This is a genomic window from Arthrobacter sp. ISL-30, from assembly GCF_018613855.1.
Lineage (GTDB): Bacteria > Actinomycetota > Actinomycetes > Actinomycetales > Micrococcaceae > Arthrobacter.
Window position 1 is genome coordinate 1 of sequence record NZ_JAGGPK010000044.1, and the last position, 24,408, is coordinate 24,408.

At 64.0% G+C, this 24,408-nt stretch carries 19 protein-coding genes and 1 pseudogene; 6 read left to right on the top strand and 14 right to left on the bottom strand.

Annotation, left to right across the window (positions count from 1 at the left end):
* The 5 genes and pseudogenes from J7E82_RS16495 to J7E82_RS16515 form a co-directional block, all read right to left on the bottom strand.
* A pseudogene (locus J7E82_RS16495) lies at positions 1–411 on the bottom strand (hypothetical protein); the annotation flags it as partial.
* A 110-nt stretch (positions 412–521) separates the two neighbouring features.
* Positions 522–1,526: a hypothetical protein gene (locus J7E82_RS16500; RefSeq protein ID WP_214864567.1), complete on the bottom strand. Its 1,005-nt coding sequence runs from the start codon at positions 1,524–1,526 to the stop codon at positions 522–524.
* A 149-nt stretch (positions 1,527–1,675) separates the two neighbouring features.
* Complete coding sequence (locus J7E82_RS16505) at positions 1,676–2,746, bottom strand: Gfo/Idh/MocA family protein (RefSeq protein ID WP_214864568.1); 1,071 nt, start codon at positions 2,744–2,746, stop codon at positions 1,676–1,678.
* Between the two features lie 169 nt (positions 2,747–2,915).
* The gene (locus J7E82_RS16510) at positions 2,916–3,680 is read right to left on the bottom strand and encodes an ABC transporter ATP-binding protein (protein WP_214864569.1); all 765 of its coding nucleotides are present in this window, start codon (positions 3,678–3,680) and stop codon (positions 2,916–2,918) included.
* 2 nt (positions 3,681–3,682) lie between these two features.
* Positions 3,683–5,122 carry an ABC transporter permease gene (locus J7E82_RS16515; RefSeq protein ID WP_214864571.1) on the bottom strand — a complete coding sequence of 480 codons (1,440 nt, stop codon included), beginning with the start codon at positions 5,120–5,122 and terminating at the stop codon, positions 3,683–3,685.
* A 339-nt stretch (positions 5,123–5,461) separates the two neighbouring features.
* On the opposite strand from J7E82_RS16515, the gene J7E82_RS16520 reads away from it, so the two are divergent.
* Complete coding sequence (locus J7E82_RS16520) at positions 5,462–6,961, top strand: polysaccharide lyase family 1 protein (RefSeq protein WP_251042020.1); 1,500 nt, start codon at positions 5,462–5,464, stop codon at positions 6,959–6,961.
* A 110-nt stretch (positions 6,962–7,071) separates the two neighbouring features.
* Here the strand turns inward: J7E82_RS16520 and J7E82_RS16525 are convergent, their stop codons facing one another.
* The 4 genes from J7E82_RS16525 to J7E82_RS16540 all read right to left on the bottom strand — a co-directional run bounded on the left by J7E82_RS16525 (position 7,072) and on the right by J7E82_RS16540 (position 12,435).
* A complete protein-coding gene (locus J7E82_RS16525; RefSeq protein WP_214864573.1) occupies positions 7,072–8,172 on the bottom strand; it encodes a sugar-binding protein in 1,101 nt (366 codons plus the stop codon).
* Between the two features lie 53 nt (positions 8,173–8,225).
* Positions 8,226–9,497: a multiple monosaccharide ABC transporter permease gene (gene mmsB / locus J7E82_RS16530; protein WP_214864575.1), complete on the bottom strand. Its 1,272-nt coding sequence runs from the start codon at positions 9,495–9,497 to the stop codon at positions 8,226–8,228.
* Between the two features lie 41 nt (positions 9,498–9,538).
* Positions 9,539–11,095: a multiple monosaccharide ABC transporter ATP-binding protein gene (mmsA, locus tag J7E82_RS16535; RefSeq protein WP_214864577.1), complete on the bottom strand. Its 1,557-nt coding sequence runs from the start codon at positions 11,093–11,095 to the stop codon at positions 9,539–9,541.
* A gap of 149 nt (positions 11,096–11,244) precedes the next feature.
* Positions 11,245–12,435, bottom strand: a complete 1,191-nt coding sequence (locus J7E82_RS16540; RefSeq protein ID WP_214864579.1) for an ROK family transcriptional regulator — start codon at positions 12,433–12,435, stop codon at positions 11,245–11,247.
* Positions 12,436–12,713: 278 nt separating this feature from the next.
* On the opposite strand from J7E82_RS16540, the gene J7E82_RS16545 reads away from it, so the two are divergent.
* Positions 12,714–13,508 carry a nitrilase-related carbon-nitrogen hydrolase gene (locus J7E82_RS16545; RefSeq protein WP_214864697.1) on the top strand — a complete coding sequence of 265 codons (795 nt, stop codon included), beginning with the start codon at positions 12,714–12,716 and terminating at the stop codon, positions 13,506–13,508.
* 67 nt (positions 13,509–13,575) lie between these two features.
* On the opposite strand, the gene J7E82_RS16550 is transcribed toward J7E82_RS16545, so the two are convergent.
* Both J7E82_RS16550 and alr read right to left on the bottom strand, forming a co-directional pair.
* The gene (locus J7E82_RS16550; RefSeq protein WP_214864581.1) at positions 13,576–15,174 is read right to left on the bottom strand and encodes a PucR family transcriptional regulator; all 1,599 of its coding nucleotides are present in this window, start codon (positions 15,172–15,174) and stop codon (positions 13,576–13,578) included.
* Positions 15,164–16,396 (bottom strand): alanine racemase, encoded by a 1,233-nt coding sequence (gene alr, locus J7E82_RS16555; RefSeq protein WP_214864583.1) that lies wholly within the window; start codon positions 16,394–16,396, stop codon positions 15,164–15,166. The genes J7E82_RS16550 and alr overlap by 11 nt, the downstream gene beginning before the upstream one ends.
* A 195-nt stretch (positions 16,397–16,591) precedes the next feature.
* Here alr and J7E82_RS16560 point away from each other — a divergent pair, with 195 nt between their 5' ends.
* Together J7E82_RS16560 and J7E82_RS16565 are read left to right on the top strand one after the other, a co-directional pair.
* A complete protein-coding gene (locus tag J7E82_RS16560; RefSeq protein WP_251042026.1) occupies positions 16,592–18,022 on the top strand; it encodes an amino acid permease in 1,431 nt (476 codons plus the stop codon).
* Positions 18,019–19,755 carry a flavin monoamine oxidase family protein gene (locus J7E82_RS16565; protein WP_374223630.1) on the top strand — a complete coding sequence of 579 codons (1,737 nt, stop codon included), beginning with the start codon at positions 18,019–18,021 and terminating at the stop codon, positions 19,753–19,755. Before J7E82_RS16560 ends, J7E82_RS16565 begins: the two co-directional genes overlap by 4 nt.
* Positions 19,756–19,802: 47 nt before the next feature.
* On the opposite strand, the gene J7E82_RS16570 is transcribed toward J7E82_RS16565, so the two are convergent.
* The 3 genes from J7E82_RS16570 to purU are packed head-to-tail and all read right to left on the bottom strand — an operon-like array spanning position 19,803 to position 21,935.
* Complete coding sequence (locus tag J7E82_RS16570) at positions 19,803–20,324, bottom strand: gamma carbonic anhydrase family protein (RefSeq protein ID WP_214864587.1); 522 nt, start codon at positions 20,322–20,324, stop codon at positions 19,803–19,805.
* Between the two features lie 31 nt (positions 20,325–20,355).
* Positions 20,356–21,018, bottom strand: a complete 663-nt coding sequence (locus J7E82_RS16575; RefSeq protein ID WP_214864589.1) for a class I SAM-dependent methyltransferase — start codon at positions 21,016–21,018, stop codon at positions 20,356–20,358.
* A 56-nt stretch (positions 21,019–21,074) separates the two neighbouring features.
* Positions 21,075–21,935: a formyltetrahydrofolate deformylase gene (gene purU / locus J7E82_RS16580; protein ID WP_308113908.1), complete on the bottom strand. Its 861-nt coding sequence runs from the start codon at positions 21,933–21,935 to the stop codon at positions 21,075–21,077.
* Between the two features lie 237 nt (positions 21,936–22,172).
* On the opposite strand from purU, the gene glyA reads away from it, so the two are divergent.
* Both glyA and J7E82_RS16590 read left to right on the top strand, forming a co-directional pair.
* Positions 22,173–23,468, top strand: a complete 1,296-nt coding sequence (gene glyA, locus J7E82_RS16585) for a serine hydroxymethyltransferase (RefSeq protein ID WP_214864593.1) — start codon at positions 22,173–22,175, stop codon at positions 23,466–23,468.
* 3 nt (positions 23,469–23,471) lie between these two features.
* On the top strand, positions 23,472–24,389 hold the full coding sequence (locus J7E82_RS16590) for a bifunctional methylenetetrahydrofolate dehydrogenase/methenyltetrahydrofolate cyclohydrolase (RefSeq protein WP_214864595.1): 918 nt from the start codon (positions 23,472–23,474) through the stop codon (positions 24,387–24,389).
* Positions 24,390–24,408 lie beyond the last annotated feature (19 nt).

Sequence of the window (24,408 nt, forward strand, 5' to 3'; positions counted from 1 at the left end):
CTCGTTGCCGAGGACCCCGCTATCGCCGAGTACTCCGGTGCCGGTGTTGGTGCCGGTTTCGAGAATGGTGGCACTGGCGTCAGTCACAGTCACCGGGACAGCGATCGCGCCCGTTTCTGCAACGCCAGTTCCACTGGTTCCGCCGACTGCTACGCCATCGACGAAGGCACCTGTATCGAGGCTGGCCACGCTGGCGTCTGCGCCGGTGGTGTCATTGCCCAGGACCCCGCCGTCGCCGAGTACTCCGGTGCCCGTTTCGAGGACGGTCACGTTGGCGTCCGTGACTGACGCGGGGGCGGCAATATCACCTGTTGTGAGAGTCGTATCCGCGTTGGCCGCGGTTGCGCCGAGGGCCAGAAGCCCTCCGGCGAAGAGGGTGCCAAGCAGCCCTCTTCGAATGTTGGAGTTCATATCGATTTCTCCTGAAAAACTAGTTGTTTGGGCATTCATCCAGAGATCGGAGTGCGCCCATAGGACCTTTTGCCGCAGCCGGAATATTCCAACGCGGCACGGTCAGGCAACTAGCCGGGAGAAGAACCGGGGTCGAACGATACCGGCTTGATATGTCGCTCGCCCTCTACGGACCCTGTAATGGTCCACGTTGGGGGTGGGCTGACAACGTTTTCCTGGATCCATGCTGCTGATGAAGCGGACGGATTCACGGCGCTGCTGCCGGATCCTGTGGCGTGGCCGTCAGGCAGAAGCGGCGGACCTGTAGGAGATCCCTCTTCCTGCAGTCGTGGCTCGGTAGGATGTACCGTCGTCGCCGGGCTGGCCCGTCCCGAATGGAAGACGCGATCAAAGGAATATCCGGGAACGCCCGCCGCGTTGGTGGCAGCCAAAACGGCGCCGACGGCGGAAGCGGAACCTGCCGTCAGCAGGGAGGGAACCGCCTCAGGGTGGCTAAATGACCGTTGCAAGAGTGGTTCGACGACGTCTTTAGCGGGGTCGGGAATAACATCAATGACCTGATCGACCAGCGGCTCGATCGCCTCATCGATCGCCGGAGCCAAAGTGCCTATTGTTTCGTCCACGGCCCCAAGCACAGGATCAGAGACGGGAGAAAGTACTTCGGAAACTTCCGGAACCACCTCATTGATGACCGGAGCTTCCGCGACGAGAAGATCTATCGTGCCTGCCAGCTCCGACACCACAGGCTGGAGTTCCGGCACGGGAATGCTCAACGGTACGACGGCGGGCAGTTCCGGGCGCGGAACTTGCTGGATCACTGACGGTGGCTGCGGGAGGGGACGCGGCTGCGGTGCGGGGGGCACGGCTGGCGCGGCCGGCTGTTCCTGCGTCACGGACGGAAGCTGGACCAGACCCTTGGGAATGGAGTCCCCAGAACGATGGACAGCCTGCGTGGCTGCAGACGTGACCGGCTTGAGCTCATCAAGAATTCCGGATCCGGAATCGGCGCTAGCGCCGTTCGCCGATAGGGCGAGCCACACAACACTCCCGGCTCCGGCGAGCAGGACTGAGCGGAGAATACGGAGAGCGCGCGGTCGTGTGCGCTCATCGTTCATCTCGACACCCCCCAGCGTCACCGGCAAACCGTCGGTCGCCTACATCCTAAGACCGGTGAAAATCGTTAGTCCAGAGGTTGCGGGCGTTCTGACGGAACTTTCTGAAGCAAACTTACTATTTCTGGTAACAACGCATACAGTGCCCGTTCCTAACGTGCGTCGTTAGGGTAACGGATGCCCAGCTGGGACCGAACACCGTCGAAGATGCGCATTGTGTTGACGGAGTGTTCCAAGGGCATCACAGGGCTTTCCGTGAGGCCTTGCTGGATGCAACGAGTCACTTCGCGGAGCTCATACGTGTAGCCGATGCCAACCACATCGAACCGTTCCGTCCGGGGCTCGTCCCAGCCCGAACGCACAGAGATTCCCCTCGGATTGTTGATGGATCCGTTGGTCTGAAGGAATCCGAGTGAACCGGCGACAGTAGCATTCCGTGGGCCATGGGCCAGCAGCGAGGAGGTCAGTTGCGCCTGGGCGCCATTCGCGTAACTCAGCGTCAGGGCATTCTGCGAGTCAACGCCGTCGTCGTTAAGGCTGGCGACGGCGGTGACCGCCTGTGGGAAGCCAAGGGTTCCCAGCGCCCACAGCATGGGGTAAACAGTGATGTCCAGCAGGGCACCGCCGCCGGCGGCCGGTGACCAGAGCCGCGCGGTGGGGGAGTAGGGCGCGGGAAAGCCGAGGTCGGCGCTGACCCATTGGACGTCGCCCAGTTCGCCGGATGCTGCAATGTGGAGGGCACGCTGGATGCTTGGCAGGAAGCGGCTCCAGACCGCCTCCATCAGGAAGAGCTTCTGCTCCTGGGCGAGTTTGGCCAGCGCGGCAGCTTCGCGCGCGTTGATGGTCAGAGCCTTCTCGCACAACACGTGTTTTCCGGCAAGCAGTGCGGCCTTCACAATTTCGAAGTGCTGGGCATGGGGAGTGGCGACGTAGACGACATCCACGGCCGGATCGTCGAACAGGCGCTGGTAGCCGGGCACACCGTCGTCGTCACTGTACGCCTTGCCAAAGCCTCGCGCAGTCGCGAAGGCAGTGGCTGCTTCCTGAGTGCGGGAGCTGACAGCGTACAGCTCAGCATCCTCCAGCTGCGACAGGTCCTCGGCAACCAAGTTGGCGATGGCGCCGGTGGCGACGATACCCCAACGCAATTTCTGTCCAGTGGCGGAACGGGGATCCTGGTTCAACTGACTGAACAACCACGGCTTGGGAATGTGCGCACTCATGCCGCCTATCCTGCCATTGCCCGGGTCCTTGGCGTCGACGGCGCCTTCAATATGAAGACCGCAACTGACTCGCAGTTGTTGTCGCTATGAGGGCTCATAACGACAACTAATGCGAGTCAGTTGGGTGGGGTACGGCGTTGGGTGGGGTACGGCAGTTGGGTGTGCTGCCTTATCCGGCACAGCCTCCGACACTTGCGGCCGTCCCTGCCTGGGCCGGAACTCCCTCGCTATCCAGGGAAGTTTCCCGTACACCGCCACGGACGGTTTCCTCCGACAGCCTGCCTTGTTGTAGGCGGAACCGGCGGTCGGTCTTGTTCGCCAGCCCCCTGTCGTGGGGCACCACGAGAATGGTGGTGTTGTGGTCCCGGCTGAGCGACTTGAGGAGCTCGACGATGTGTTCGCCGGTTTGCTCATCGAGGTTGCCTGTGGGTTCGTCCGCCAGGATGAGCTTGGGCTCGTTTGCCAGCGCACGCGCGATGGCAACGCGCTGCTGCTCGCCCCCGGAGAGCCTGTTGACGCGGCGGCCGTGCTTGTCCTGGCTGAGCTGCACCTGCTCCAGGAGCTCGCCTGCCCTTTGCCGCCTGGCCACCTTGCGGACGCCGGCGAACTCAATGGGGAGCATGACATTGTCCACGGCGGAAAGGTTGGGGATCAGGTTGAACTGCTGGAACACGAACCCGATATCCCGACGCCGGTACTCGGTCAGTTTGCCGTCCGGCAGCCCGGCGAGGCTCATGCCGTCGACGACGACATCGCCGCTCGTCGGTTTGTCCAGCGCCCCCAGGAGCGACAGGAGGGTGCTTTTTCCGCTGCCGCTCTTCCCCACGATAGAGGCCAGTGTGCCCCTCTCAAGTCCGAAACTGACGCGGTTGACGGGCTTGATGGTCCGGTCTCCGGATTTAAACTGGCGGACAAGGTCCTTGACGACAATCATGGCTACTCTCCTCGGAGGACTTCGATGGGGCGGATGCGGGCGGTCAGAAGCGCGGGGACCAGCGCGCCGATGATGGCGACGCCGAACACTGCGGCAATGCCGGCCGCGATGACGGGCGGGGAGGCATTGGCCGAGACCGACGTCAGGAGCTGTGTCGTGCCACTGAAGGGACCGCCTTGGGCGCCTCCCGGGAACCCGCCTCCCATACCCGCACCCCTCGGGGTGGCCGCTGCGGCCGTGGCGCTGTTGGAACTGATGAGGGCCGAGGCGATCCCGCCGCTGGCGAAGGATGCCACCGCGGCGCCCACGGTGCTTCCGAGGGCAACCAGGACCAGCGCCTCCAGGACGAACTGCAGTCCGATGGTGCGGTTGCGGGCGCCGATGGCTTTGAGGACGCCGATCTCGCGCCGACGCTCACGGACCAGCATCACCATGATGAGCAGGATGATGATCCCCGCGGTAGCGAGGGCCGCTACGAAGGCTATGAGCGAGATGCCCTTGACGCTGTTGAGCGAACTGGCGGCGGTCTCGAGGTTCCGCTGGCCCTGGGTGACATCGGCCTTGTCCGTGCCCAGTGCGTTCTCCAGCGCAGTCTTGGTGCTCTCGACGTTTTCCATGCTGTCGACGGTGACGATCATGCTGGAAAGTTCACCAGGCAGGGCGGCGAGGTGTTGGGCGTCAGCCAAGGACAAGTACAGGGCATTGTTCCCGAACGCTGTGCCGGAATCGAAGGTGCCGGCGACTGTGAAGGCCTGGCTGTTGATGGTGAAGGTGGAGCCGACCGTGAGCCCGTTCTTCTCAGCCAATGTGGTGCCGAGCAGGGCCTTGCCGGTTGTTGCGCTGTAGTCGCCCAGGCCTGTGCCATCGATGATGGTGAGGGCCTTGCCGGTGCTGTCGACCTCTGCGCCGATGCCCGTGGCCGTGATCGGCAGGGAGAAGGCAGGGGCGGTTTGCGTGCCTGTCGTCCCGGTGTTCGTGCCGGTGCCTCCGGCGCCGTTGCGGTTCCCGAGGGTTCCGGCGTCGATGGCCGCCTGCAGGCTGGTGGTTGCTGCCGCCGCCGACTGGCCTCCCGGTCCGCCACCGCCCGGTCCAGTGGGCGGGGTTCTCCCGGCGTTAGTTCCCGACGTCGTTGCCGTCTCAGTCCCCAGGCGCAGCGCCTTGGTGCCGACCACGGAGGCGACGTTGGGAACGGCGGCGGCCGTGGCGGCCTGTTCCTGGGTTAGGGGTTCGCCGCCCCCTTCGAAACCCTGGCCTCCTGCAGGGTTCACGGTCAGGACCGTGCCCACTGAGGCGTTGAGTTCCTGGACCTTGGCGGCGACGGCCTGGTTGGCGACGAGCATGGCCAAAGCCAGGCCGATAGCCACGGCGAGGACGGCCACAATCGCCGCCGTTCTGATCTTGTTACGGAAGGCATTGCCCACACTGCGCGCAAGGACGCTCACTGTACTCCTACGGAACCGGCGCCCGCACCTGTCCGGCGGGCTGTTGGCTCCAGGACTTCCGCGGCCTCCTGTGTGCAGGGGAGGGCGGAGCTATGTGTTGGCTGTGAAGGTCCGGCCCTCAGTTGGGCCCTTGACACGTGCGCCCCTTGTCGAACCGGGCCCTTGACACGGGCTTGAGGTTCCGGGACATAATGGATTCGCTGAGAAACCGTTTTCTCTCATTGCATTTCCCTGGTCGGGAAAACGGGAAGGCAAGCTGCAGCATAAGCACCTCCGCTCATTCACCCGCTCATCCTCAACCAGGCATGCGCGCTATTCGGCATGCCGGAAAACAGGCCAATGAAGTCCACACATGCACGTCCTAAACCCGGCAAGACCATGAGTCCAGTGAAGACTGTGAGCGCGACGGCGGCACTCGCCGTCGCGCTTGGAACACTCCTGGCGCCCGCGCCGGCAGGAGTCGCCGATTCTGGAACCACGGCCGGCTCAAGCACAGCGTCCGTCCACGATGCGGCGCCAACCGGCTGGGCCGCCGTCGGGCCCGGAACCAACGGCGGCTCCGAGGCGCCCCCGGAGAATATCTACGTGGTCAGCACGCTCGCCGAGCTCAAAGCTGCGGCGGCCAACCACGGCGCGCCGACCGCCCCGAAAGTCATCTACGTTCGCGGCACGATCAACGGCAATGAAGCTGCCGACGGCCGCATCCTGGGCGAGCAGGACTATGGCCCCGGCTACGACATCGCCAAGTACATGTCGTGCTTCCTCGACGGCGGCAGGACCTGGAGCGACCAGGCCTTCGGCTACTGCAAGAGGATGCGGCAGCTTCGCCAGCAGGGCAGCAATGCAATGAAGCGCCAGATCGAGGTGAACCTGCCTAGTAACACAACGCTCCTTGGACTTGGCGACGACGCCGGACTGATCGGCGCCAACGTGGTCCTGCACGTGGCCAGCAACGTGGTCATCAGGAACCTGAGCATGGAGGCTCCGGTGGACTGGTTCACATCCTGGTCTCCAGACGACGGCGACGGCGCCTGGAACGCCCGCTTCGACGCGTTCTCTGCGGTGACATCCGACCACATCTGGATCGACCATGTGCTGCTCAGCGACGGCCGCTTCCCGGACAGCGAAGCTCCGCGGGGCTTCCGGAACGAACCGGTCATTCGGCACGACGGGCTGCTTGACCTGAAGGACGGCACGGACTTCGTGACCATCTCCAACAGCCAGCTCCGCGACCACGACAAGACCAGCCTCCTTGGCTCCGGGGATGAACATGTGGACAAGGACGGCGGCAAGCTGCGCGTCAGCTACATCTCCAACCTCTTCCAGAACACCCAGCAGCGTGGACCGCGGGTACGCTTCGGGCAGGTGCACATGCTGAACAACTACTTCGTGGGCAGCACAGTGGACCCCGGCTATCCCATGATCAGCGAGGCCCAGGGCGGTCACAGCTACTTCATGGGAGCCGGCTACGAGTCACGGATCTTCTCCGAATACAACGCCTTCGATTACACGGGTCCGAACGCGGATGAATCGATCATGGTCAGCAGCTACAACGGACACATGTTCAGCGACCGTGGCTCCTGGTTCAACGGTGAGGCCGCCGACCTGGAAGCAATTGCCGGTGACTCCTTCGAGAAGCATAAAGCCGAAGCGATTGCCGAAGCCGAGGCGGCCGGCACCCCTGCTCCGGACTGGACGCAGCACTCGTTTACGTCCGACGTCGGGTGGGACCCCGCCGTCGAATACCGGTACCAGGCGCTGAAGTCGCCGTCGGCAGTGCGTAACGCCGTGCTGAACTTTTCAGGACCCGGCGTAATCAAGGTCGAGGAAGGCAAGTAGTCCCAGCTTGGACGGGGTCCAGCAACAAGAAGCCCCGGAGGCAAGAAGCCCCCGGGCAGGAAGCCCCGGTCCGCCAGGAGGCGGACCGGGGCTTCGGTGGTGCTGAGGGATTACTTGGTGATCGGGCCCAGGATCGGGTCGTCCACGTAGGCCGTCTTCACGTTTGCAGCGGTGACAATGACCGGTTCCAGAAGGTAGGCCGGAACGGTCTTGACGCCGTTGTTGTACGACTTGTCGTCGTTGATCTCAAGTTTCTTGCCCGCCTGGAGGTCCTTCACCATGGTGATGGCGTGCTCTACCAGCTTGCGGGTGTCCTTGTTGATGGTGGAGTACTGCTCGCCAGCGAGGATGGACTTGACGGACTCAACCTCGGAGTCCTGACCCGTGATGACCGGAACCGGCTTGCCGGCGGCCTTGACAGAGGTCAGGATTGCGCGGGCCAGAAGGTCATTCGGGGACAGCACACCATCTAGGGAGGCCGTGCCATAGCTGCCCGCCAGGAGGGTATCGGCGCGCCTTTGCGCGTTTTCGCCCTTCCATGCCTGGGTCACTGCCTGTTCAAAGGACGTCTGGCCGGACAGAACCTTCAGGGTGCCATCGTCGATCTTCGGCTTCAGGACGCTCATGGCGCCGTCAAAGAAGACCTTCGCGTTGGCATCGTCGGGGGACCCGGCAAATAGTTCGATGTTGTACGGTCCGTCGGGCTTCTTTTCCTTGAGTCCGTCCAGCAGCGCCTGGCCCTGCAGTTCACCGACCTTGAAGTTGTCGTAGGCCACGTAGTAGTCCACGTTCTCCGTGTTCAGGAGCAGGCGGTCATATGCGATGATGGTCGCGCCGGAGTCCTTGGCCTGCTTCAGCTGGCTGCCAAGCTGTGAACCGTCGATGGCTCCCACGATAAGGACCTTGGCACCCTTGGTGACCATGGCGCTGATCTGGTTCTGCTGCTCGGAAACGCCACCGTTAGCGAACTGTACGTCCGGCTTGAACCCTGCCTCGCTCAGTCCGTCATTGAACAGCTTTTCCGCCAGCACCCAGTTCTCACTGGTCTTCTGAGGAAGGGCGACGCCGATCGAGGAGTCCTTGGGGAAGGCTTCTCCGCCGCCCGTGGAACCGCCAGTTGTGCCGGTGTCCGTGCGACCGCAGGCAGTCAGCGCCAGTGCTGCGATTGCGGCTACTGCTGCAGCCTTTCCTGCTTTACGAAATGTTCGCATAACTTGGTTCACTTTCTTTGTGGGTGGGGTGGAGCAGTTGTTGCGGAAGCCGCTCATACTTCCTTGGAGATGACTTCCTTGGTTTTCGTCGTCTCGTCGGGCTGGAGCACGGTGGGGGTCCGGCCGAAGTTCTTCATCATCATGCCGATGATCGACTTCTTGCCCTGGGTTTTGTTGTAGACATCGAAGGCGACGGCCGCGAGGAGGACGAGGCCCTTGATGATCTGGGTGAGGTCGGCTCCGACGCCGAGCAACTGGAGGCCGTTGTTCAGGACGGCCATCACGAGGCCACCAACGATGGAGCCGATGACGGTGCCCACGCCGCCGGTCACTGCAGCGCCGCCGATGAATACAGCCGCGATCGCATCCAGTTCCCAGCCGACGCCGTCGAACGGACCGGAGGCTGTGGAGCGGCCGACGAAGATCATGCCGGCTAGTCCGGCAAGGATGGACATGTTCATCATGACCAGGAAGTTGACCTTCTTGGACTGGACGCCGGAGAGCTCCGCGGCGTGCCGGTTGCCGCCGACGGCGTAGATGTGGCGGCCGACGACTGTCTTGGAGGAGATGAAGCCGTAAATCAGCACCAGGACGGCGAGGATGAGGCCCGGAACGGGGAAGGACGTTCCCGGACGGCCGGTGGCGAACAAGTAGGTCGCGTAGAGGATGGCGCCGCAGATCAGGATCAGCTTCGTGGCCATCACCCAGCCCTCGGGGACCTCGGCGCCCAATGCCTTGGCGTTCCGGCGGGCACGCAGCTCGCCATAGACCACGAAGGCGACGGCGATCAGGCCGAGCAGCAGTGTCAGGTTGTTGTAGCCGGTGTTGGGCCCCACCTCAGGCAGGTACCCGGAGCCCAGGTACTGGAAGTCCTGCGGGACGGGGATGGTATTGGACTTGCCCACGAACTGGTTGAAGCCGCGGAAGAGCAACATGCCTGCCAGCGTTACGATGAACGCCGGAATTCCTACGTAGGCGGTCCAGAACCCTTGCCAGGCGCCGATCAGTGCTCCCAGGCCGAGGCCGAGAAGGACACCCATGTACCAGGGGATGCCCCAGTCGCGGATCGCGAGGGCCACCGTGACCCCGACAAAGGCGGCCACGGATCCGACGGAAAGGTCGATATGGCCGGCGATGATCACGAGGACCATTCCGATGGCCAGGATCAGGATGTAGGAGTTGCCGTTGAAGAGGTTGATGACGTTGCCGGGAGTGAGGGTGCGGCCTTCCGTGAAGATCTGGAAGAAGACGATCAGGGCAACGAGGGCGAATATCATGCCGAATTGGCGGGTATTGCCGCCAAACAGCTTCTTGAGCGCGTTCATTGTTTTGGGTCCTTGTGTCCGGAGTCGGGTGCTTGCCAGGGTCAGGCGGCTTTGCGGGAGGAAGTCATGAGTTTCATGAGGCTTTCCTGGGTGGCTTCGTCCTTGTTCAGTACGCCAGTGATGGCACCTTCAAAAATCGCGTAGATGCGGTCGGAGAGGCCCAGCAACTCGGGCAGCTCCGAGGAAATGACGATTACGCCTTTCCCTTGGTTGGCCAGTCGCTGGATGATGCCGTAAATCTCGTACTTGGCGCCGACGTCAATGCCTCGGGTAGGTTCGTCCAGGATGAGGAGCTCCGGCTCGGTGAACATCCACTTCGCCAGGACCACCTTCTGTTGATTTCCGCCGGAAAGTTTGGCCACGCCCTCCTGGACCGTGGGTGCCTTAGTGCGAAGCGACTTGCGGTACTGCTCAGCCACAGCGAATTCCTTGTTGGCGTCCACGACGAAGTTCTTGCTGATCTTCTTCAGGTTGGCCGAGACCGTGGTGGTCTTGATGTCATCGAGCAGGTTCAGGCCGAGGGTCTTGCGGTCCTCCGTCACATAGCCGAGTCCGGCGTCGATGGCCTGGCGGACGTTGTGCAGGTGGACTTCCTTGCCGTCAACGTAAATGTGTCCGGAGATGAATCGTCCGTAGGAGCGGCCAAACACCGAGCGGGCCAGTTCCGTTCGCCCGGCACCCATCAGGCCGGCGAAACCTACAATCTCGCCGCGGCGGACGTAGAAGCTGGAGTTTTTGCAGACGAGTCGGTCCGGGATCTGCGGATGTCCCACCGTCCAGTTCTTGACTTCGAAGAACACCTCGCCGATCTTCGGCTCGTGGTCCGGAAAGCGGGACTCCAGGGTACGTCCCACCATGCCCTTGATGATCCGGTCTTCGTCCACGCCGTCGGCCTTGACGTTCAGTGTCTCGATGGACTTGCCGTCGCGGATGATGGTGATCGAATCGGCGATCTGTTCGATCTCATTGAGCTTGTGGGAAATGATGATCGAGGTGATGCCCTTGGCCTTCAGCCCCAGGATCAGGTCCAGGAGGTGCTGGGAATCGGATTCATTCAGGGCAGCCGTGGGCTCGTCCAGGATGAGCAGCTTGACCGACTTGTTGAGCGCTTTGGCGATCTCCACGAGCTGCTGTTTGCCGACGCCGATTTCCTTGATCGGGGTATCGGGATCGTCACGCAGTCCCACTCGAGCCAGGAGTTCAAGGGAACGACGGCGGGCCTCGGCCCAGTCGATCACGCCGCGCTTGGTGGGCTCGTTGCCCAGGAAGATGTTCTCCGTGATGGAGAGTTCGGGGATCAGCGCCAGCTCCTGGTGGATGATGACGATGCCAGCGTGCTCGCTGGCCCGGATGTCCTTGAACTGCTGGACCTCGTTCTGGTAGATGATGTCGCCCGAGTAGCTTCCGTAGGGATAAACCCCTGACAGAACCTTCATCAGGGTGGACTTGCCGGCTCCGTTTTCGCCACAGATTGCGTGGATTTCGCCGGCCTTGACCTTCAGGTTCACGTTCGAAAGCGCCTTGACACCAGGGAATTCCTTGGTGATCGACCGCATTTCCAGGATGAGGGGCTCGCTCTGCGTTGTGGGGGTGGTCATACGCCCTTACGCCTCCAATGCGTGACGTCGTTGTCTCCCCAAGAAAAGGGGCTGTCTGATGAGAAAGTAAACTTGATCACAGGTCTTGTCGTCAAGACTTGAACGCAATAACGGGATAACGAATTGATGTACTTCGCTATCCTGCATGGCTATGCCCTCGCGATTCCGGCGTGCTGAAATACCAGGGCCGCGGCCCCCAAGGCTTCCGCCCGGGCGCCGAGGGAAGACATCGCAAGGTGTGTGGTCTCACCTACGACGGGCACGGCATGGCGGACCAGCCCCCTGTGGATCGGGTCCAGCAGCAAGTTGCCAAGTCCTGCCAAGGGGCCGCCCACAACGATGACCTCGGGGTTGATGAGGTTGGCCACATTCCCCAACGCGCGGCCGACGGCCAGTCCGGCGTCGTCCACCACCCGCAGGGTTGCGGAGTCCCTGGCAAGGGCGTCGCTGACGATCTTGTCGGGCCCGAAAGGCTCGCCGCGGCCACGGCTCAGGAGTTCGATCATGGTGGTGGTAGAGGCGATGGTTTCCAGGCACCCCCTGTTCCCGCAGCGGCAGACGAGGCCATGCTCGTGAATGGTGGCGTGGCCTATTTCGCCAGTGATTCCGACTGTGCCGTAGTAGGGGGCACCGTTGAGGATAAGGCCAGCGCCGATACCCGAGCCGATCTTGAGGAACATCAGGTTGCTGACCCCGCCATGGGGCCCCCACGTCACTTCCGACAATGCCCCGAGATTGGCGTCGTTATCAACGAACACGGGCATGTCCAAGGCTTTTTCGAGCCTCTCGAGGATGTGGATCCCCACCCACTCAGGCAGGATGGCGCCCTGGGCGACGGTACTGGACCGCCGGTCGATGGGCCCGGGAATGCCGGCACCTGCGCCCACCACGGCACTACGGTCCACCCCGCTTTCCAAGAGCAGTTTGTCCAGGAGGTCGACGGCGGCGGCGATGCCGTCCTCGGCGTGGTGGCCGAGGGGAAGTTCCACTGATTCTTCGGCGATGATGTGGTAGCTGAGGGAGGCGAGGACTACCCGCAGGTGTCGTCGGCCGAAATCGATTCCGACGGCGAGCGCTCCGTTGCTGTTCAGCCTCACGTTCAGTGCCCGGCGGCCGGAGCTGGTGGTCGGTTCCGTGGAAACGAGTCCCGCGCCCTGCATGATCCTGACGATGTTGGAGATCGTGGCAGTGGACAAACCTGTCTGGCGGGACAATTCTGCCTGGGTGGACGGGCCGTTGAGCAGGCATTCAATGATGCGCTGCTGGTTCAGGTGCCGAAGAGCTGATTGCGAACCAGGATTTGGGGGCCTGCTCTTCGTTGAGCGCGGTGTTGCGGGCATGACAAGAAGCGTGCACCATTCCATCGTTGTAGTCAAGAAGTTAACGCAAGTAACAGCCTTGGCGTGGACTTCTCGTCCGCATACAGCTTCGGCAGGGTGCTGGAAAAGGGGAGCGCCAGCCGGGTGCATTATGTCCTGGAGAGCAGTCCGCCGGGTCCAATCATCCACCGGCGCCGACGATGGCGGTGCCTACTCTGGAGGAACAAGCTCTGGAGGAACAAGGCGCCGCCGCACGGGGCGGCAGTGCCTCCGAGGAATTCCTAGACAAGGTGGTCATGATGCTGCTTGCCGTACTGCAGGCCAGTGCCGCGCCCCTGGATGTCGACGCCAACCTGAAGGTGATCGACTCCGCCGCGCAGCACGCCGCAGCCGCCGACGCTGCGATCCTGCTGACTCCTGAGCTCTTCCCTGTAGGGTACGAGCCCCTCGGAGTTAGGGCTGGGATTGATCCCATGGAGCTCCCTGCTATTAGGGGCGAGCTGGCCAGGATCGCGTCGACCTGCGGCATCGGACTGGTCTATAGCCTTCCTGCCGTGGGCCCGGAAGGAGACTGGCACATCACTGCCACCCTCCTGGATGCCTCGGGCGCCGTGCTGCTGGAATACGCCAAGGTCCATCTTTTTGGTGAGGAAGAGCGAAAGGCGTTCGTGCCTGCCGCGGCGCCTCCCGCCGCCGTCGATTTCAACGGCCTTAAAGTGTCCCTGCTGATCTGCTACGACGCCGAGTTTCCCGAGACCGTGCGCGCGGCGGCCGTGCGGGGCGCGAAGCTGCTCCTCGTTCCGACCGCCCTGGCGGAAGGTTTTGACTCGGTACCCCAGGTACTGCTCAGGGCGCGGGCGCTCGAGAGCCAGGTGTATGTGGCCTACGCCAACCATTGTGGAGGATCGTCTGGGGAGCGGTTCCTTGGCGGCAGCATCGTGGCTGGACCCGACGGGGCAGTCCGGGCCGAGGCCGGGGAGTCCGCGGAGCTCATCTTCGCGGAGGTCTCCCCGGACGCTGTCGCCTCAGCCCGAAACCTTGTACCTTACCTGCGCGAACGCCGTCCGGACCTCTACGCAGCTTGGGGACTGTAGCCGGCTACCGGGGCTGTAGCCGGCGCGGGCATAGTAGCCGGCTAACCAACCTCCCTGATCAGTACAGCTAGGCGGCCAGGAGCTCATCCACGTACTGAAGGGCGATCCACAGTTCTGCGCGCACCTGCGCCTGGTTCAGGTCAGTGTCGAGCAGTTCCGCGACGACGCCGATCTGGCGACGCACGCTGTTTCGGTGCAGGCCGAGCGCCTTCGCGGTACCGTCCCAGCTGCCATTTTCCCCAAGCCAGCCGCGCAGTACCGCCAACAGCGGGTCCCTGCGGTCAGGTTCCAGGGCAAGGATCGGTTCCAGCAGGCGGGCCGCGAGCATCGTGCCGGCCTCAGGCCCCAACAGCCCGGTGACGGACCAGCTTTCCTCACCAACGCGGGCGCTCGTCCCGCTGGACTTCACTCGTGCGCGGAGTGAAGCCGCCCGCCGATACGCCTCCGGCAGATCCGTGAGTTCAGCGGGATCGCCAATCACCAGGCGCCAGCCGAGGCGTTCGACGTCGGCCAGCAGGGCGTCGTCGACCTTGAGGCGGGTGATCGCGGCGAATCCGTACTCGGTAATCTCCACGAGCTTGGTATCGAACATGCGACGCCACTGCAGGAGTTCGCGGACGGGACTGTCTCCGGCAGGCCAGTCGGGTGCATCCACCTTGATGCCCTGCACCACGCGGATGGGGGCGGAACGGGTGGATGAGAGGCTTTGGGCCAGGAGGTCCTTGAGGCCGTTGATGTGGCGGGTCCCGCCGGTGATGAGGCTGTCCGGGTGCAGCAGCACCGCCGTCGCAAGCTGGCTGGGAGCCAGCGAACCGCTGGTGCGCTGCCTCACCAGGAGTTCCAGCAGTCCGACGGCTGACGAGACCACGCTGTTCTGCGCCGCCGTCAGTGGCGCGTCGGATCCCAGGATGAGCGCACCGAGGTTGGCATCCTTGGTGCTTCGCAGCGGATGTCCCATTACGAGGGTTGAGCCCGGGATGTCGAAGCTGTCCGTTTCCACCCTAGGGCCGCTCCCGGACAGGAGTCGGTCAAGGAGCGGTGCGAGGGTGGAGGGCTCGACGCCGGTGCGCCCGCCCGCCCGGTTGTGCCCGCGTGCACGAACGCGCCCGTCGGCACCGAAAAGCATCGCCCAGACCGGGACGCGCTGGACCAGCACGGCGAGCAGCTCATGTTCCGGGCGGGAGGAAAGCACCGCCCGCATAAGCTGCCTGTTGGTTTCCGCGAGCTGCCGGAAGACGCGAGCATTGTCCGACTCCAGCAGCTGCGAGAACTGGAGGCCGATCGCGGCAAACGGCAGCGATTCCGGGATTTCCAGCAGGGTCAGGTTGTGCTTGCGGCATGCGGCCAGAAGGTCCTGGGGGACGGCGTCGAAATACGGCTGGATGCCGAAGCCCAATGCCGCCACCCCTGCCCGGACCAAGCGCTCAACATAGGCATCCACCTTTCCGCGGCTGCCGCCTTCCCCCAAGAAGGGAAGCCCGGACGTCAGGACCAGCTCCCCGTCGACCAGGTACGGGGTGGGGTCTCCGAGCTCGCTGGGTTCAACCCACCGGAGCAGCTCGGCGCCGCTGCCGCCGTCGTGAAGGATCTTCAGCTCGGGCGGCAGCTGCGCCAGGAATTGCTCCAGGGTCACAAAGCTCAGGCGGCCGGCGGGGTCAGACTGCATGACCGCTCCGTTCGATCAGGGGCTCCTGGTAGTCGGGGCACTCGTGGACGTCGGACTCGTAAACGCGGGGGAGGCGCGGAGCAATCCTGTTGATGATTTCGTCACCGTGGCTTCCGATCGCGGCTCCCCATTCGTCCGCGCTGGCCGCGCCGCTGCCGGGGTCGCCAAATAGCACAGCTGTGTCACCAACTGCGATTTCGCCGACGTCGGGTCCAAGGTCAACCATGAACTGGTCCATGCAGACCTTGCCGATCACTGGAACCTGGCGATTGCCGATCCGCACCACGCTCCGGCCGCTGATGCCCTTGGGAATCCCATCCGCATAGCCGAGGGGTATCAGTCCCAGGAATCTTGGTTCGTAGGTGATTGCCTGGTGTTCATAGCTCACGCCCGTGCCGGCGGGAACCTTCTTCACCATCACGAGTGGCGCCGTGACGGACAAGGCGGGTCGCAGCCCGAAGTCGGCCGGGTCCAGGTGGCCCGCCGGTGCGAGCCCGTAGATGGCCAGTCCGGCCCGGACCATATCGAAATGGAAGCCCGGCCGTTCCAGGATGTTGGCTGAACTGCAGACGTGCCTGAGTTCCGGCCTGAGGCCGGCCACGCGGGCTACCTCGACGGCGGCCTCGAAGTCCGCGACGGCGGCAGCATTGCCGGGATGGGCGGGGACGTCAGCCCAGGCAAGGTGGGTCCAGACACCACGGACCCTTAGGGTTCCGTCCAGTTCGGCCTGCCGGGCTCGTGCCACCAGTCCGGGCCAGTCCTCAACCCTGGCACCGCCGCGGCTCAGGCCGCTGTCGAGCTCCAGGTGCACTGCGGCAGGCCGCCCCAGCTGCCGTGCAATGCCTGTCAGGACCTCCAGTTGGCCCACGCTTCCCAGCGAGAGGTCGACGTCGTATTCCAGGGCTTCCCGGATAGCCGCGCTCGTCTGGGATGCCAGATAGAGCCACGACAGGACCGGCACTGTAATGCCCGCCTTGCGTAGGGCCACCGCTTCGCTCAGTTGCGCGGTCCCCAGCCAGTCGGCCCCGGCTTCGACGGCGGTGCTGGCCACTTCGATCAGCCCGTGCCCGTAGGCATTGCCCTTGACTACAGCCATGAAATGCGGCGCCTTGCTGCGCTTCCTGAAGGCCCTGACATTGTCTGAAATAGCGGAGAGGTCGACGGTGACCTGGCCTGTGAGCGGCGTCTTTGCCGCAGTTTGTGATTGTGCATTCTGTCTCATGGTTGACCACTATAGGTCATTTTGCACAAGGTTGAGAGCTGCCTCACAGCCGTACTGTTGGACACGGGAACCACCAACTACCTAGAAGGGACGTCAACGGTGACTGTGCCTGTAACCACCAAAGAGCAAACGACCGAAAGCGCGGCAAGGCCGCGGCTCGGCGCGCAACTGCTCCGCCGCAAGCCCATCGCACAAATGGTCAACGAGGCCGGAAGCGGGGAAGGCGGCACGCCGCTGGTCCGCAGCTTCGGCGTGCTTCAGCTGACCATGATCAGCGTCGGTGCCACGCTCGGCACCGGCATTCTGGTCATCCTGGGCGAATCGGTGCCGCTGGCCGGCCCCGCCATCTGGATTTCCTTCGTCATCGCCGGACTCGCAGCACTGCTTTCGGCCGTGTCCTACGCCGAGATGGCCGGCCTGGTCCCCGTGGCGGGATCCAGCTACTCCTACGCCTACGCCACAATGGGCGAGGGCATGGCCTGGATCTGTGGCTGGTGCCTCGTCCTCGAGTACGCAGTGTCCGTAGCCGCCGTCGCTGTCGGTGCCGGGCAATACGTCAACGAGACACTTGCCGTCTTTGGCCAAGTGCTGCCGGATGCCATGTCGCAGCCTCCCGGTGACGGCGGCCTGGTCAACATCCCTGCCGTGGTGATTGTGCTCCTGGCCATGGTGCTGCTGGTTCGCGGCGCCCGCGAAAGCGCCTGGATCAATACCGCGATCGTCGTGATCAAGGTCGGCATCCTCGTGTTCTTCTGCGCCGTGGCCTTCACCGCCTTCAACGCCGGCAACTTCGAACCGCTGCTTCCCATGGGCGCCGCGGGCGTCTCCGCCGCCGCCTCCACCGTCTTCTTCTCCTACATCGGTTTCGACGCCGCCTCCACGGCCGGTGAGGAAGCCAGGAACCCGAAGAGGGACCTCCCGCGAGCCATCATGCTCTCCATGGTGATAGTCACCAGCATCTACGTCCTGGTAGCCGTGGCCGCAGTCGGTGCACGCCCCTGGGGCTGGTTCGACGGCACCGAAGCCGCCCTGGTGCAGATCCTTGAAGAAACCACCCAGCAGCCGTGGATCGCCCTCGTCTTCGCCGCCGGAGCTGTCCTGGCCATCGCCTCGATCGTCCTCACCGTGTTGTACGGCCAAACCCGCATCCTGCTCTCCATGTCCCGCGACGGTATGGTGCCCAGGATCTTCGGCCGCGTTTCCCGGCGCACCGGAACTCCCGTGGCCGGAACGATCATCGTGGGCATCGCCGTCGCTATCACGGCAGGACTTGTGCCGCTTGGAGCCTTGGCCGACGCCACCAGTATCGGCACGCTGTTCGCGTTCGCCCTCGTGAACGTCGCCGTCATCTACCTGCGGCAGAACCGGCCGGACCTGGAACGTACCTTCCGCGTCCCGCTCTACCCGCTGACTCCGGTCCTCGGCACCCTGATGTGCGCCTTCCTCATGGCCAACCTTGGCGCCGACACCTGGATCGTGTTCGGAGCCTGGATGCTGGTAGGAACCGCAATCTACCTCGGCTACGGACGCCGCAACTCCCGCGTGGCCGCTCTCAGTGAGCAGGACTACCGCGACCTGACCACCCGGGCTGCAAGCCCCGAACTCGTGAAGGCAGACCTTTCATGACCATCGCCACCGAGCTCATTCCGGACCAAGCTAGCCAGCCTGCCTTCGAAGGCCAGCCAGCCTTCGAAGCCGGCCACCCCGATGGCCGGGCCCCGATCACCATGCTGAACCCGGACTTCCCGTTCAGCTACGACCATTACCTCGCCCACCCCGCAGGGCTGGGCCAGGTACCGCCGGAGCTGTACGGCGCTGAGGTAGCAGTGGTGGGCGCCGGCTTGTCTGGTCTTGTCACGGCTTACGAACTCATGAAGCTCGGCCTCCGCCCGGTGGTCTACGAAGCGGAACAAATTGGTGGCCGGCTCCGCACCGCGGGCTTCCCCTCAGCTCCCGGCGTAGTGGCGGACCTGGGCGGCATGCGCTTCCCGGTGTCCGGCAAGGCGTTCTACCACTACGTGGACCTGCTGGGGCTGGAAACCAAGGCGTTCCCCAACCCCCTGGCCCCGGCCACGTCCAGCACAGTGATCGAACTCGCGGGAGAGAAGCACTTCGCCGAAACCCCAGCCGACCTCCCCGCCTTCTTCCATGAAGTTGCCGACGCCTGGAAGGCCGCGGTCAACGACGGTGCCAAGTTCAGCGAAATGCAGGAAGCCATTCGGGCACGCGACACCGCTCGGATCAAGGAACTCTGGAACGGACTCCTGCCGCTGCTGGACGAACAGACCTTCTACGGCTTCATCGCCGCCAGTGAGGCTTTCAAGCAGGCAGGATTCGCCCACCGGGAGGCATTTGGCCAAGTCGGCTTCGGAACAGGCGGCTGGGACACGGACTTCCCCAACTCCATCCTCGAAATCCTCCGCGTCGTGTACACCGACGCCGACGACCAGCATCGCCTCATCGAGGGCGGAGCGCAGCGGCTCCCCGAGGCACTTTGGAACCACGCGCCGTCGGGCATGGCTTACTGGCCGGACGGCACGTCCCTGGCATCCCTGCATTCCGGGTCGCCGCGCGGCGCGGTGGACCGGATCGCCCGGGCCGAAAACGGCGACCTCCTCGTCCGCGAACGCTGGGGCCGCGAGACGGCGTTCCCTGCCGTCGTCACCACCTGCCAGTCCTGGCTGCTCTCCACCCGTATCCATACCGAGGAATCCCTGTTCCCGGCTGAGCTGTGGACGGCGATCGAGCGCTCCCACTACATGCAATCCTCCAAGACCTTTGTCATGGTGGACCGCCCGTTCTGGAAGGACATCGACCCGGCGACCGGCCGCGAAAAGATGTCCATGACCCTCACGGACCGGCTGAACAGGGCTACCTACCTGCTGGACAATGGGCCGGACAAGCCCGCCGTCATCCTGTTGTCCTACACCTGGAACGACGACGCATTGAAGTGGCTGGCACTGGACGCCCACGAGCGCGTGGACCTGATGCTGCACTCCCTGAAGCAGATCTACCCGGATGTGGACATTGCCAGCCACATCGTGGGCCAGCCCATCACGGTGTCCTGGGAGGCAGACCCCAACTTCATGGGTGCCTTCAAGGCCAACCTCCCGGGGCATTACCGCTACCAGCAGCGCCTCTTCAGCCACTTCAAGCAGGACGAGCTGCCGGAAAGCCAGCGCGGTATCTTCCTCGCCGGGGATGATGTCTCGTTCACCGCGGGCTGGGCCGAGGGCGCCATCACCACCGGGCTGAACGCGGTCTGGGGTGTGGTGAACCATCTGGGTGGCTCATCCGCACCGGGCAACCCGGGACCGGGGGAGCTGCTGGACGAACTGGGCCCGATCAGCCTGGACTGACCTGCTGTTGGTAGGGCTTGTCGAAACCTGGAGTTCGACAGGCTAGATCATCGATTGTGGAGCTCGCGGTGCAATGCCGCGAGCTCCACGTAGCGGGCGGCGTTGGCCTTGACGCCGTCGAACTCTTCCTCGCTGAGCTCCCGGCGTACCTTTGCCGGAACACCGGCGACGAGTGACCGCGGCGGCACTACGGTACCTTCCAGCACGACGGCCCCGGCTGCGACCAGCGAACCCGTGCCGATCACCGCGCCATTGAGGACTGTGGCGCCCATGCCGATGAGGCAGTCGTCCTCCACTGTGCAGCCATGGACGACGGCGCCGTGCCCCACGCTGACTCCGGCGCCGACCGAGCAGGGAAAGCCCGGATCGGCGTGCAGCACCACGTTGTCCTGCAGGTTGCTGCCGTCGCCCACGGTAATGGCGGCCGTGTCCGCACGGACCGAGACACCGTAGAAGGCGCTGGCTTCCTGGCCGAGTGTGGCGTTGCCGATGATCGAGGCCGTGGGCGCCACAAAGGCGGTGTCAGGGATGACCGGGAAAGTGCCGGCAAATTCATAAACGGGAGCCATGGAGCCAGCCTAGTGGACTGCACCTTCCTAACTAGGACGGCGTCCTAAGGATCAGGTACTGGTAGTGCTGGACCCACTTTCCGCCTCCGGGTCCTGACTCCGTCCCCACACCCTCGGGCCAGGTTTCGAAATGCTCCACCGTGCCGTGTGCGCCGAAGATCCGCTTCACTGTCTCGTCGCTCCGGCGGCTGTGGAAGCGGCGCGGTTCCTCGATGTCTTCCGGATTCAGGACCTCCTCGTCGTTGCCTGACCAGAGTCCGACGGCGATCGGCGCCCCGGGCGCCGTCACCCGAACCATTTCGGCCAGGACGGCATCAATCTCCGAATTCGGAATATGCAGCAACGTGCTCATGGTCCACAGGGCCGGGAAGGCGCTGTCGGCGAACGGCAGGTCCCGGCCGCTTGCGACTGACGCGTCCAGCCCCCTGGCCCTGGTCAGGCGGACATGCTCCTCCGACAGGTCCACACCCGTGTAGTGGATCCCGGCCTGGACGAACTTCAGGCCGTCGATGCCGGGCCCGCAGCCAAGCTCCAGGATGCCGTGACGGTGTTCAGCCTTGAGGAATTTGATGAACTCTTCCTGGTGCTTCACCCGTTCCCTGGTCATTGGGCGGGTGTTCCGCACTGCCGCCTCAAGGTCGTAGAACGCCGCTAACCGGGCTTCGGCGTCGCTTCGCTTTCTGTCCCCGTCCATGCCCTCAGCGTACGGCTGCGGCAGGACGACTGAACAGGTTCGGCCTGGCTGAAGCCTTAGTTGAAGACCACCGTGCGGGTGTCGTCCAGGAGCACCCTGTGCTCGGCGTGCCATTGCACTGCCTGCGCCAGCGTTCGACCCTCCACATCGCGGCCCATCTGCACGAACTGCTCGGCCGTGCGGGCGTGGTTCACGCGGATGACTTCCTGCTCGATGATCGGACCCTCATCAAGGTCCCCCGTGACGTAGTGGGCGGTTGCGCCGATGATCTTCACGCCGCGGGCATGAGCCTGGTGGTACGGCTTGGCACCCTTGAAGGACGGCAGGAACGAGTGGTGGATGTTGATGGCCCGGCCGTTGAGCTTGGAGCAAAGATCATTGGAGAGAACCTGCATATACCGGGCCAGGACGGTGAGTTCGATGCCGTGTTCGGCAATGAGGTCCAGCAGTTGGGCCTCGGCCTCCGGCTTAGTCGCGGCCGTCACGGGAATGTGGTGGAAGGGAATGCCATAGAACTCAGCCAGGCCTTCAAGGTCCCTGTGGTTCGACACGATGGCAGGCACCTCGATAGGCAGGGTGCCAGAGCGCTGCAGGAAGAGCAGGTCGTTGAGGCAGTGTCCCTGCTTGGATGCCAGCAGCAGGGTGCGGACTTTCCGGCCCACCGGATTAATCTGCCAATCCATCCCAAAGCTCTCGACGACCGGACGCATCTTGGCTTCGACGTCGGCCTGGCTGGAGGGCGTAGTGACTTCCACCCGCATGAAGAAGTTGCCCGTGCTGGGGCTCCCGTACTGCTGGGAGTCGGCGATATTGCAGCCCGCCTCCAGCAGCGCTCCTGCGACGGCGTAGACGATGCCGGGACGATCGGGGCAGGACAGGGTTACAACAAATTCAGATGGGAGCGCGGATTCAGTCACACATAACAGCCTACCTGCGGCCCAAAGGTGCCCTGTTGTACTGTTAACCCTGTCGCAACTGGCGTTGGGTGGTGAACCACCAGGGAGCGGCATTCACGAAGACCACGGATCGTACGCCTGGGCCGAGGGTCATGTCTTGCCGGTTGTTTACCGTGCCCCGTAACCAGGGGGACGGTGCCATGCCCCAGCCGGTAGCCTGACCTGTAGCAGTACCCGTTGCCTAATCAGGAGATCTCCGTGACTACTCTCACCACTTCCGCGACTGTCAGCAACCAGTCGCTGGCCGAACTCGATCCCGAAATCGCGGCAGTCCTTGACCAGGAACTGGGCCGCCAGCGCGGCACCCTGGAAATGATTGCCTCCGAAAACTTCGCCCCCCGCGCCGTCATGGAAGCCCAGGGCTCGGTCCTGACCAACAAGTACGCCGAGGGTTACCCGGGTCGCCGCTACTACGGCGGCTGTGAGTATGTCGACGTCGCGGAGCAGCTTGCGATTGACCGCGTGAAGGCGCTGTTCGACGCCGAATACGCCAACGTCCAGCCGCACTCCGGTGCCCAGGCAAACGCCGCGGCCCTGTCCGCCATGATCACCCCCGGTGACAAGATCCTCGGCCTGTCCCTGGCCCACGGCGGCCACCTGACTCACGGCATGAAGCTGAACTTTTCCGGCAAGCTCTACGAAGTCGCCGCCTACCAGGTCGAAGAGGACACCTTCCGGGTGGACATGGACAAGCTGCGCGCGCAAGCCATTGCCGAGAAGCCCCAGGTCATCATCGCCGGCTGGTCCGCCTACCCGCGCCACCTCGACTTCGCTGCCTTCCGCTCCATCGCGGACGAGGTTGGCGCCCTACTCTGGACGGACATGGCCCACTTCGCCGGTCTCGTTGCCGCGGGCCTGCACCCGAGCCCTGTCCCGCACTCGGACATCGTCACCTCCACTGTGCACAAGACGCTCGCCGGCCCGCGTTCCGGCGTGATCCTGGCCAAGCAGGAGTGGGCCAAGAAGCTGAACTCCAACGTGTTCCCCGGCCAGCAGGGCGGCCCGCTCATGCACGTGATCGCAGCGAAGGCTGTTGCCTTCAAGATCGCCGGCAGCGAGGAATTCAAGGAGCGCCAGGAGCGCGTCCTGGAAGGCGCCAAGATCATCGCAGACCGCCTGAACCAGTCCGACGTCGCCGAAGCCGGCGTCTCGGTGCTGACCGGCGGCACCGATGTCCACCTGGTCCTGGTGGACCTGCGCAACTCGCAGCTCGACGGCCAGCAAGCAGAAGACCTCCTGCACTCGGTGGGCATCACCGTGAACCGCAATGCCGTGCCGTTCGACCCCCGCCCGCCGATGGTCACCTCGGGCCTGCGTATCGGTACCCCTGCGTTGGCCACCCGCGGCTTTGGCGCTGCCGAATTCACCGAGGTTGCCGACATCATCGCCACTGCCCTAAAGGCCGGCTCGGCCACGAACGTTGAGGCCCTGCAGGCCCGCGTGGACAAGCTCGCTGCTGACTTCCCGCTCTACCCGCAGCACGAGCAGTGGTGACCGATGGCTGAAACCACAAAAACGGCGCAGGTCCTTGACGGCAAGGCCACGGCCGCTGCCATCAAGTCCGAACTGACCGAACGCGTCGCCGCCCTCAAAGCCAGGGGTGTCACGCCGGGGCTGGGAACCGTCCTCGTGGGATCGGACCCGGGTAGCACCTGGTATGTGGCCGGCAAGCACAGGGACTGCGCCGAGGTGGGCATCCAGTCGATCCGGCGCGACCTGCCGGAGGAAACCACGCAGGAAGAGCTCCTCGCCGTCGTCCGCGAACTGAACGAGAACCCGGAATGCACCGGTTACATCGTCCAGTTGCCGCTTCCCAAGCACATTGACCAGGACGTCATCCTGGAGGCCATGGATCCCGACAAGGACGCCGACGGCCTGCATCCGATGAACTTGGGCCGCCTTGTGGCCAACGTCAGCGGGCCCATGAAGTCCCCGCTGCCGTGCACTCCCAAGGGCTGCATAGAGCTGCTGACCCGTCACGGCATCGACCTCAAGGGCAAGCGCGTCCTGGTGGTTGGCCGCGGCGTAACCATCGGCCGGCCCGTCGGCCTGCTGCTCACCCGCAAGGAGGTCAACGCCACGGTTGTCCTCGCGCACACGGGCACGGTGGACCTTCCGGCGGAACTCCGCCAGGCCGACGTCGTTATTGCCGCCGCCGGGCAGCCTCACATGATCAAGGCGGAGGACCTGAAGCCGGGCGCTATTGTGCTCGACGTCGGCGTCAGCCGGGTCGACGACGGCAACGGTAAGGCCGTAGTCACCGGAGACGTCGACCCGGCCGCGGCCGACGTCGCCGCATGGCTGTCGCCGAACCCGGGTGGAGTCGGCCCGATGACGCGTGCCATGCTGCTGGCCAACGTCGTAGAGACCGCGGAACGGCACTTGGCAGAAAAGGGCACGTCAGGCATCGCCTAGCCAACCCCAACTGACTCGC

Bases quoted from the DNA above. Each gene is read 5' to 3' on its own strand.
- J7E82_RS16560 (WP_251042026.1), top strand. From the start codon at position 16,592: ATGGTCAACGAGGCCGGAAGCGGGGAAGGCGGCACGCCGCTGGTCCGC.
- mmsB (WP_214864575.1), bottom strand. From the start codon at position 9,497: ATGAACGCGCTCAAGAAGCTGTTTGGCGGCAATACCCGCCAATTCGGC.
- J7E82_RS16565 (WP_374223630.1), top strand. From the start codon at position 18,019: ATGACCATCGCCACCGAGCTCATTCCGGACCAAGCTAGCCAGCCTGCC.
- J7E82_RS16550 (WP_214864581.1), bottom strand. From the start codon at position 15,174: ATGCAGTCTGACCCCGCCGGCCGCCTGAGCTTTGTGACCCTGGAGCAA.
- J7E82_RS16525 (WP_214864573.1), bottom strand. From the start codon at position 8,172: ATGCGAACATTTCGTAAAGCAGGAAAGGCTGCAGCAGTAGCCGCAATC.
- J7E82_RS16540 (WP_214864579.1), bottom strand. From the start codon at position 12,435: ATGCCCGCAACACCGCGCTCAACGAAGAGCAGGCCCCCAAATCCTGGT.
- J7E82_RS16545 (WP_214864697.1), top strand. From the start codon at position 12,714: ATGCTGCTTGCCGTACTGCAGGCCAGTGCCGCGCCCCTGGATGTCGAC.
- J7E82_RS16510 (WP_214864569.1), bottom strand. From the start codon at position 3,680: ATGATTGTCGTCAAGGACCTTGTCCGCCAGTTTAAATCCGGAGACCGG.
- J7E82_RS16575 (WP_214864589.1), bottom strand. From the start codon at position 21,018: ATGGACGGGGACAGAAAGCGAAGCGACGCCGAAGCCCGGTTAGCGGCG.
- J7E82_RS16570 (WP_214864587.1), bottom strand. From the start codon at position 20,324: ATGGCTCCCGTTTATGAATTTGCCGGCACTTTCCCGGTCATCCCTGAC.
- J7E82_RS16505 (WP_214864568.1), bottom strand. From the start codon at position 2,746: ATGAGTGCGCACATTCCCAAGCCGTGGTTGTTCAGTCAGTTGAACCAG.
- J7E82_RS16590 (WP_214864595.1), top strand. From the start codon at position 23,472: ATGGCTGAAACCACAAAAACGGCGCAGGTCCTTGACGGCAAGGCCACG.
- alr (WP_214864583.1), bottom strand. From the start codon at position 16,396: ATGAGACAGAATGCACAATCACAAACTGCGGCAAAGACGCCGCTCACA.
- mmsA (WP_214864577.1), bottom strand. From the start codon at position 11,095: ATGACCACCCCCACAACGCAGAGCGAGCCCCTCATCCTGGAAATGCGG.
- J7E82_RS16520 (WP_251042020.1), top strand. From the start codon at position 5,462: ATGAAGTCCACACATGCACGTCCTAAACCCGGCAAGACCATGAGTCCA.
- J7E82_RS16500 (WP_214864567.1), bottom strand. From the start codon at position 1,526: ATGAACGATGAGCGCACACGACCGCGCGCTCTCCGTATTCTCCGCTCA.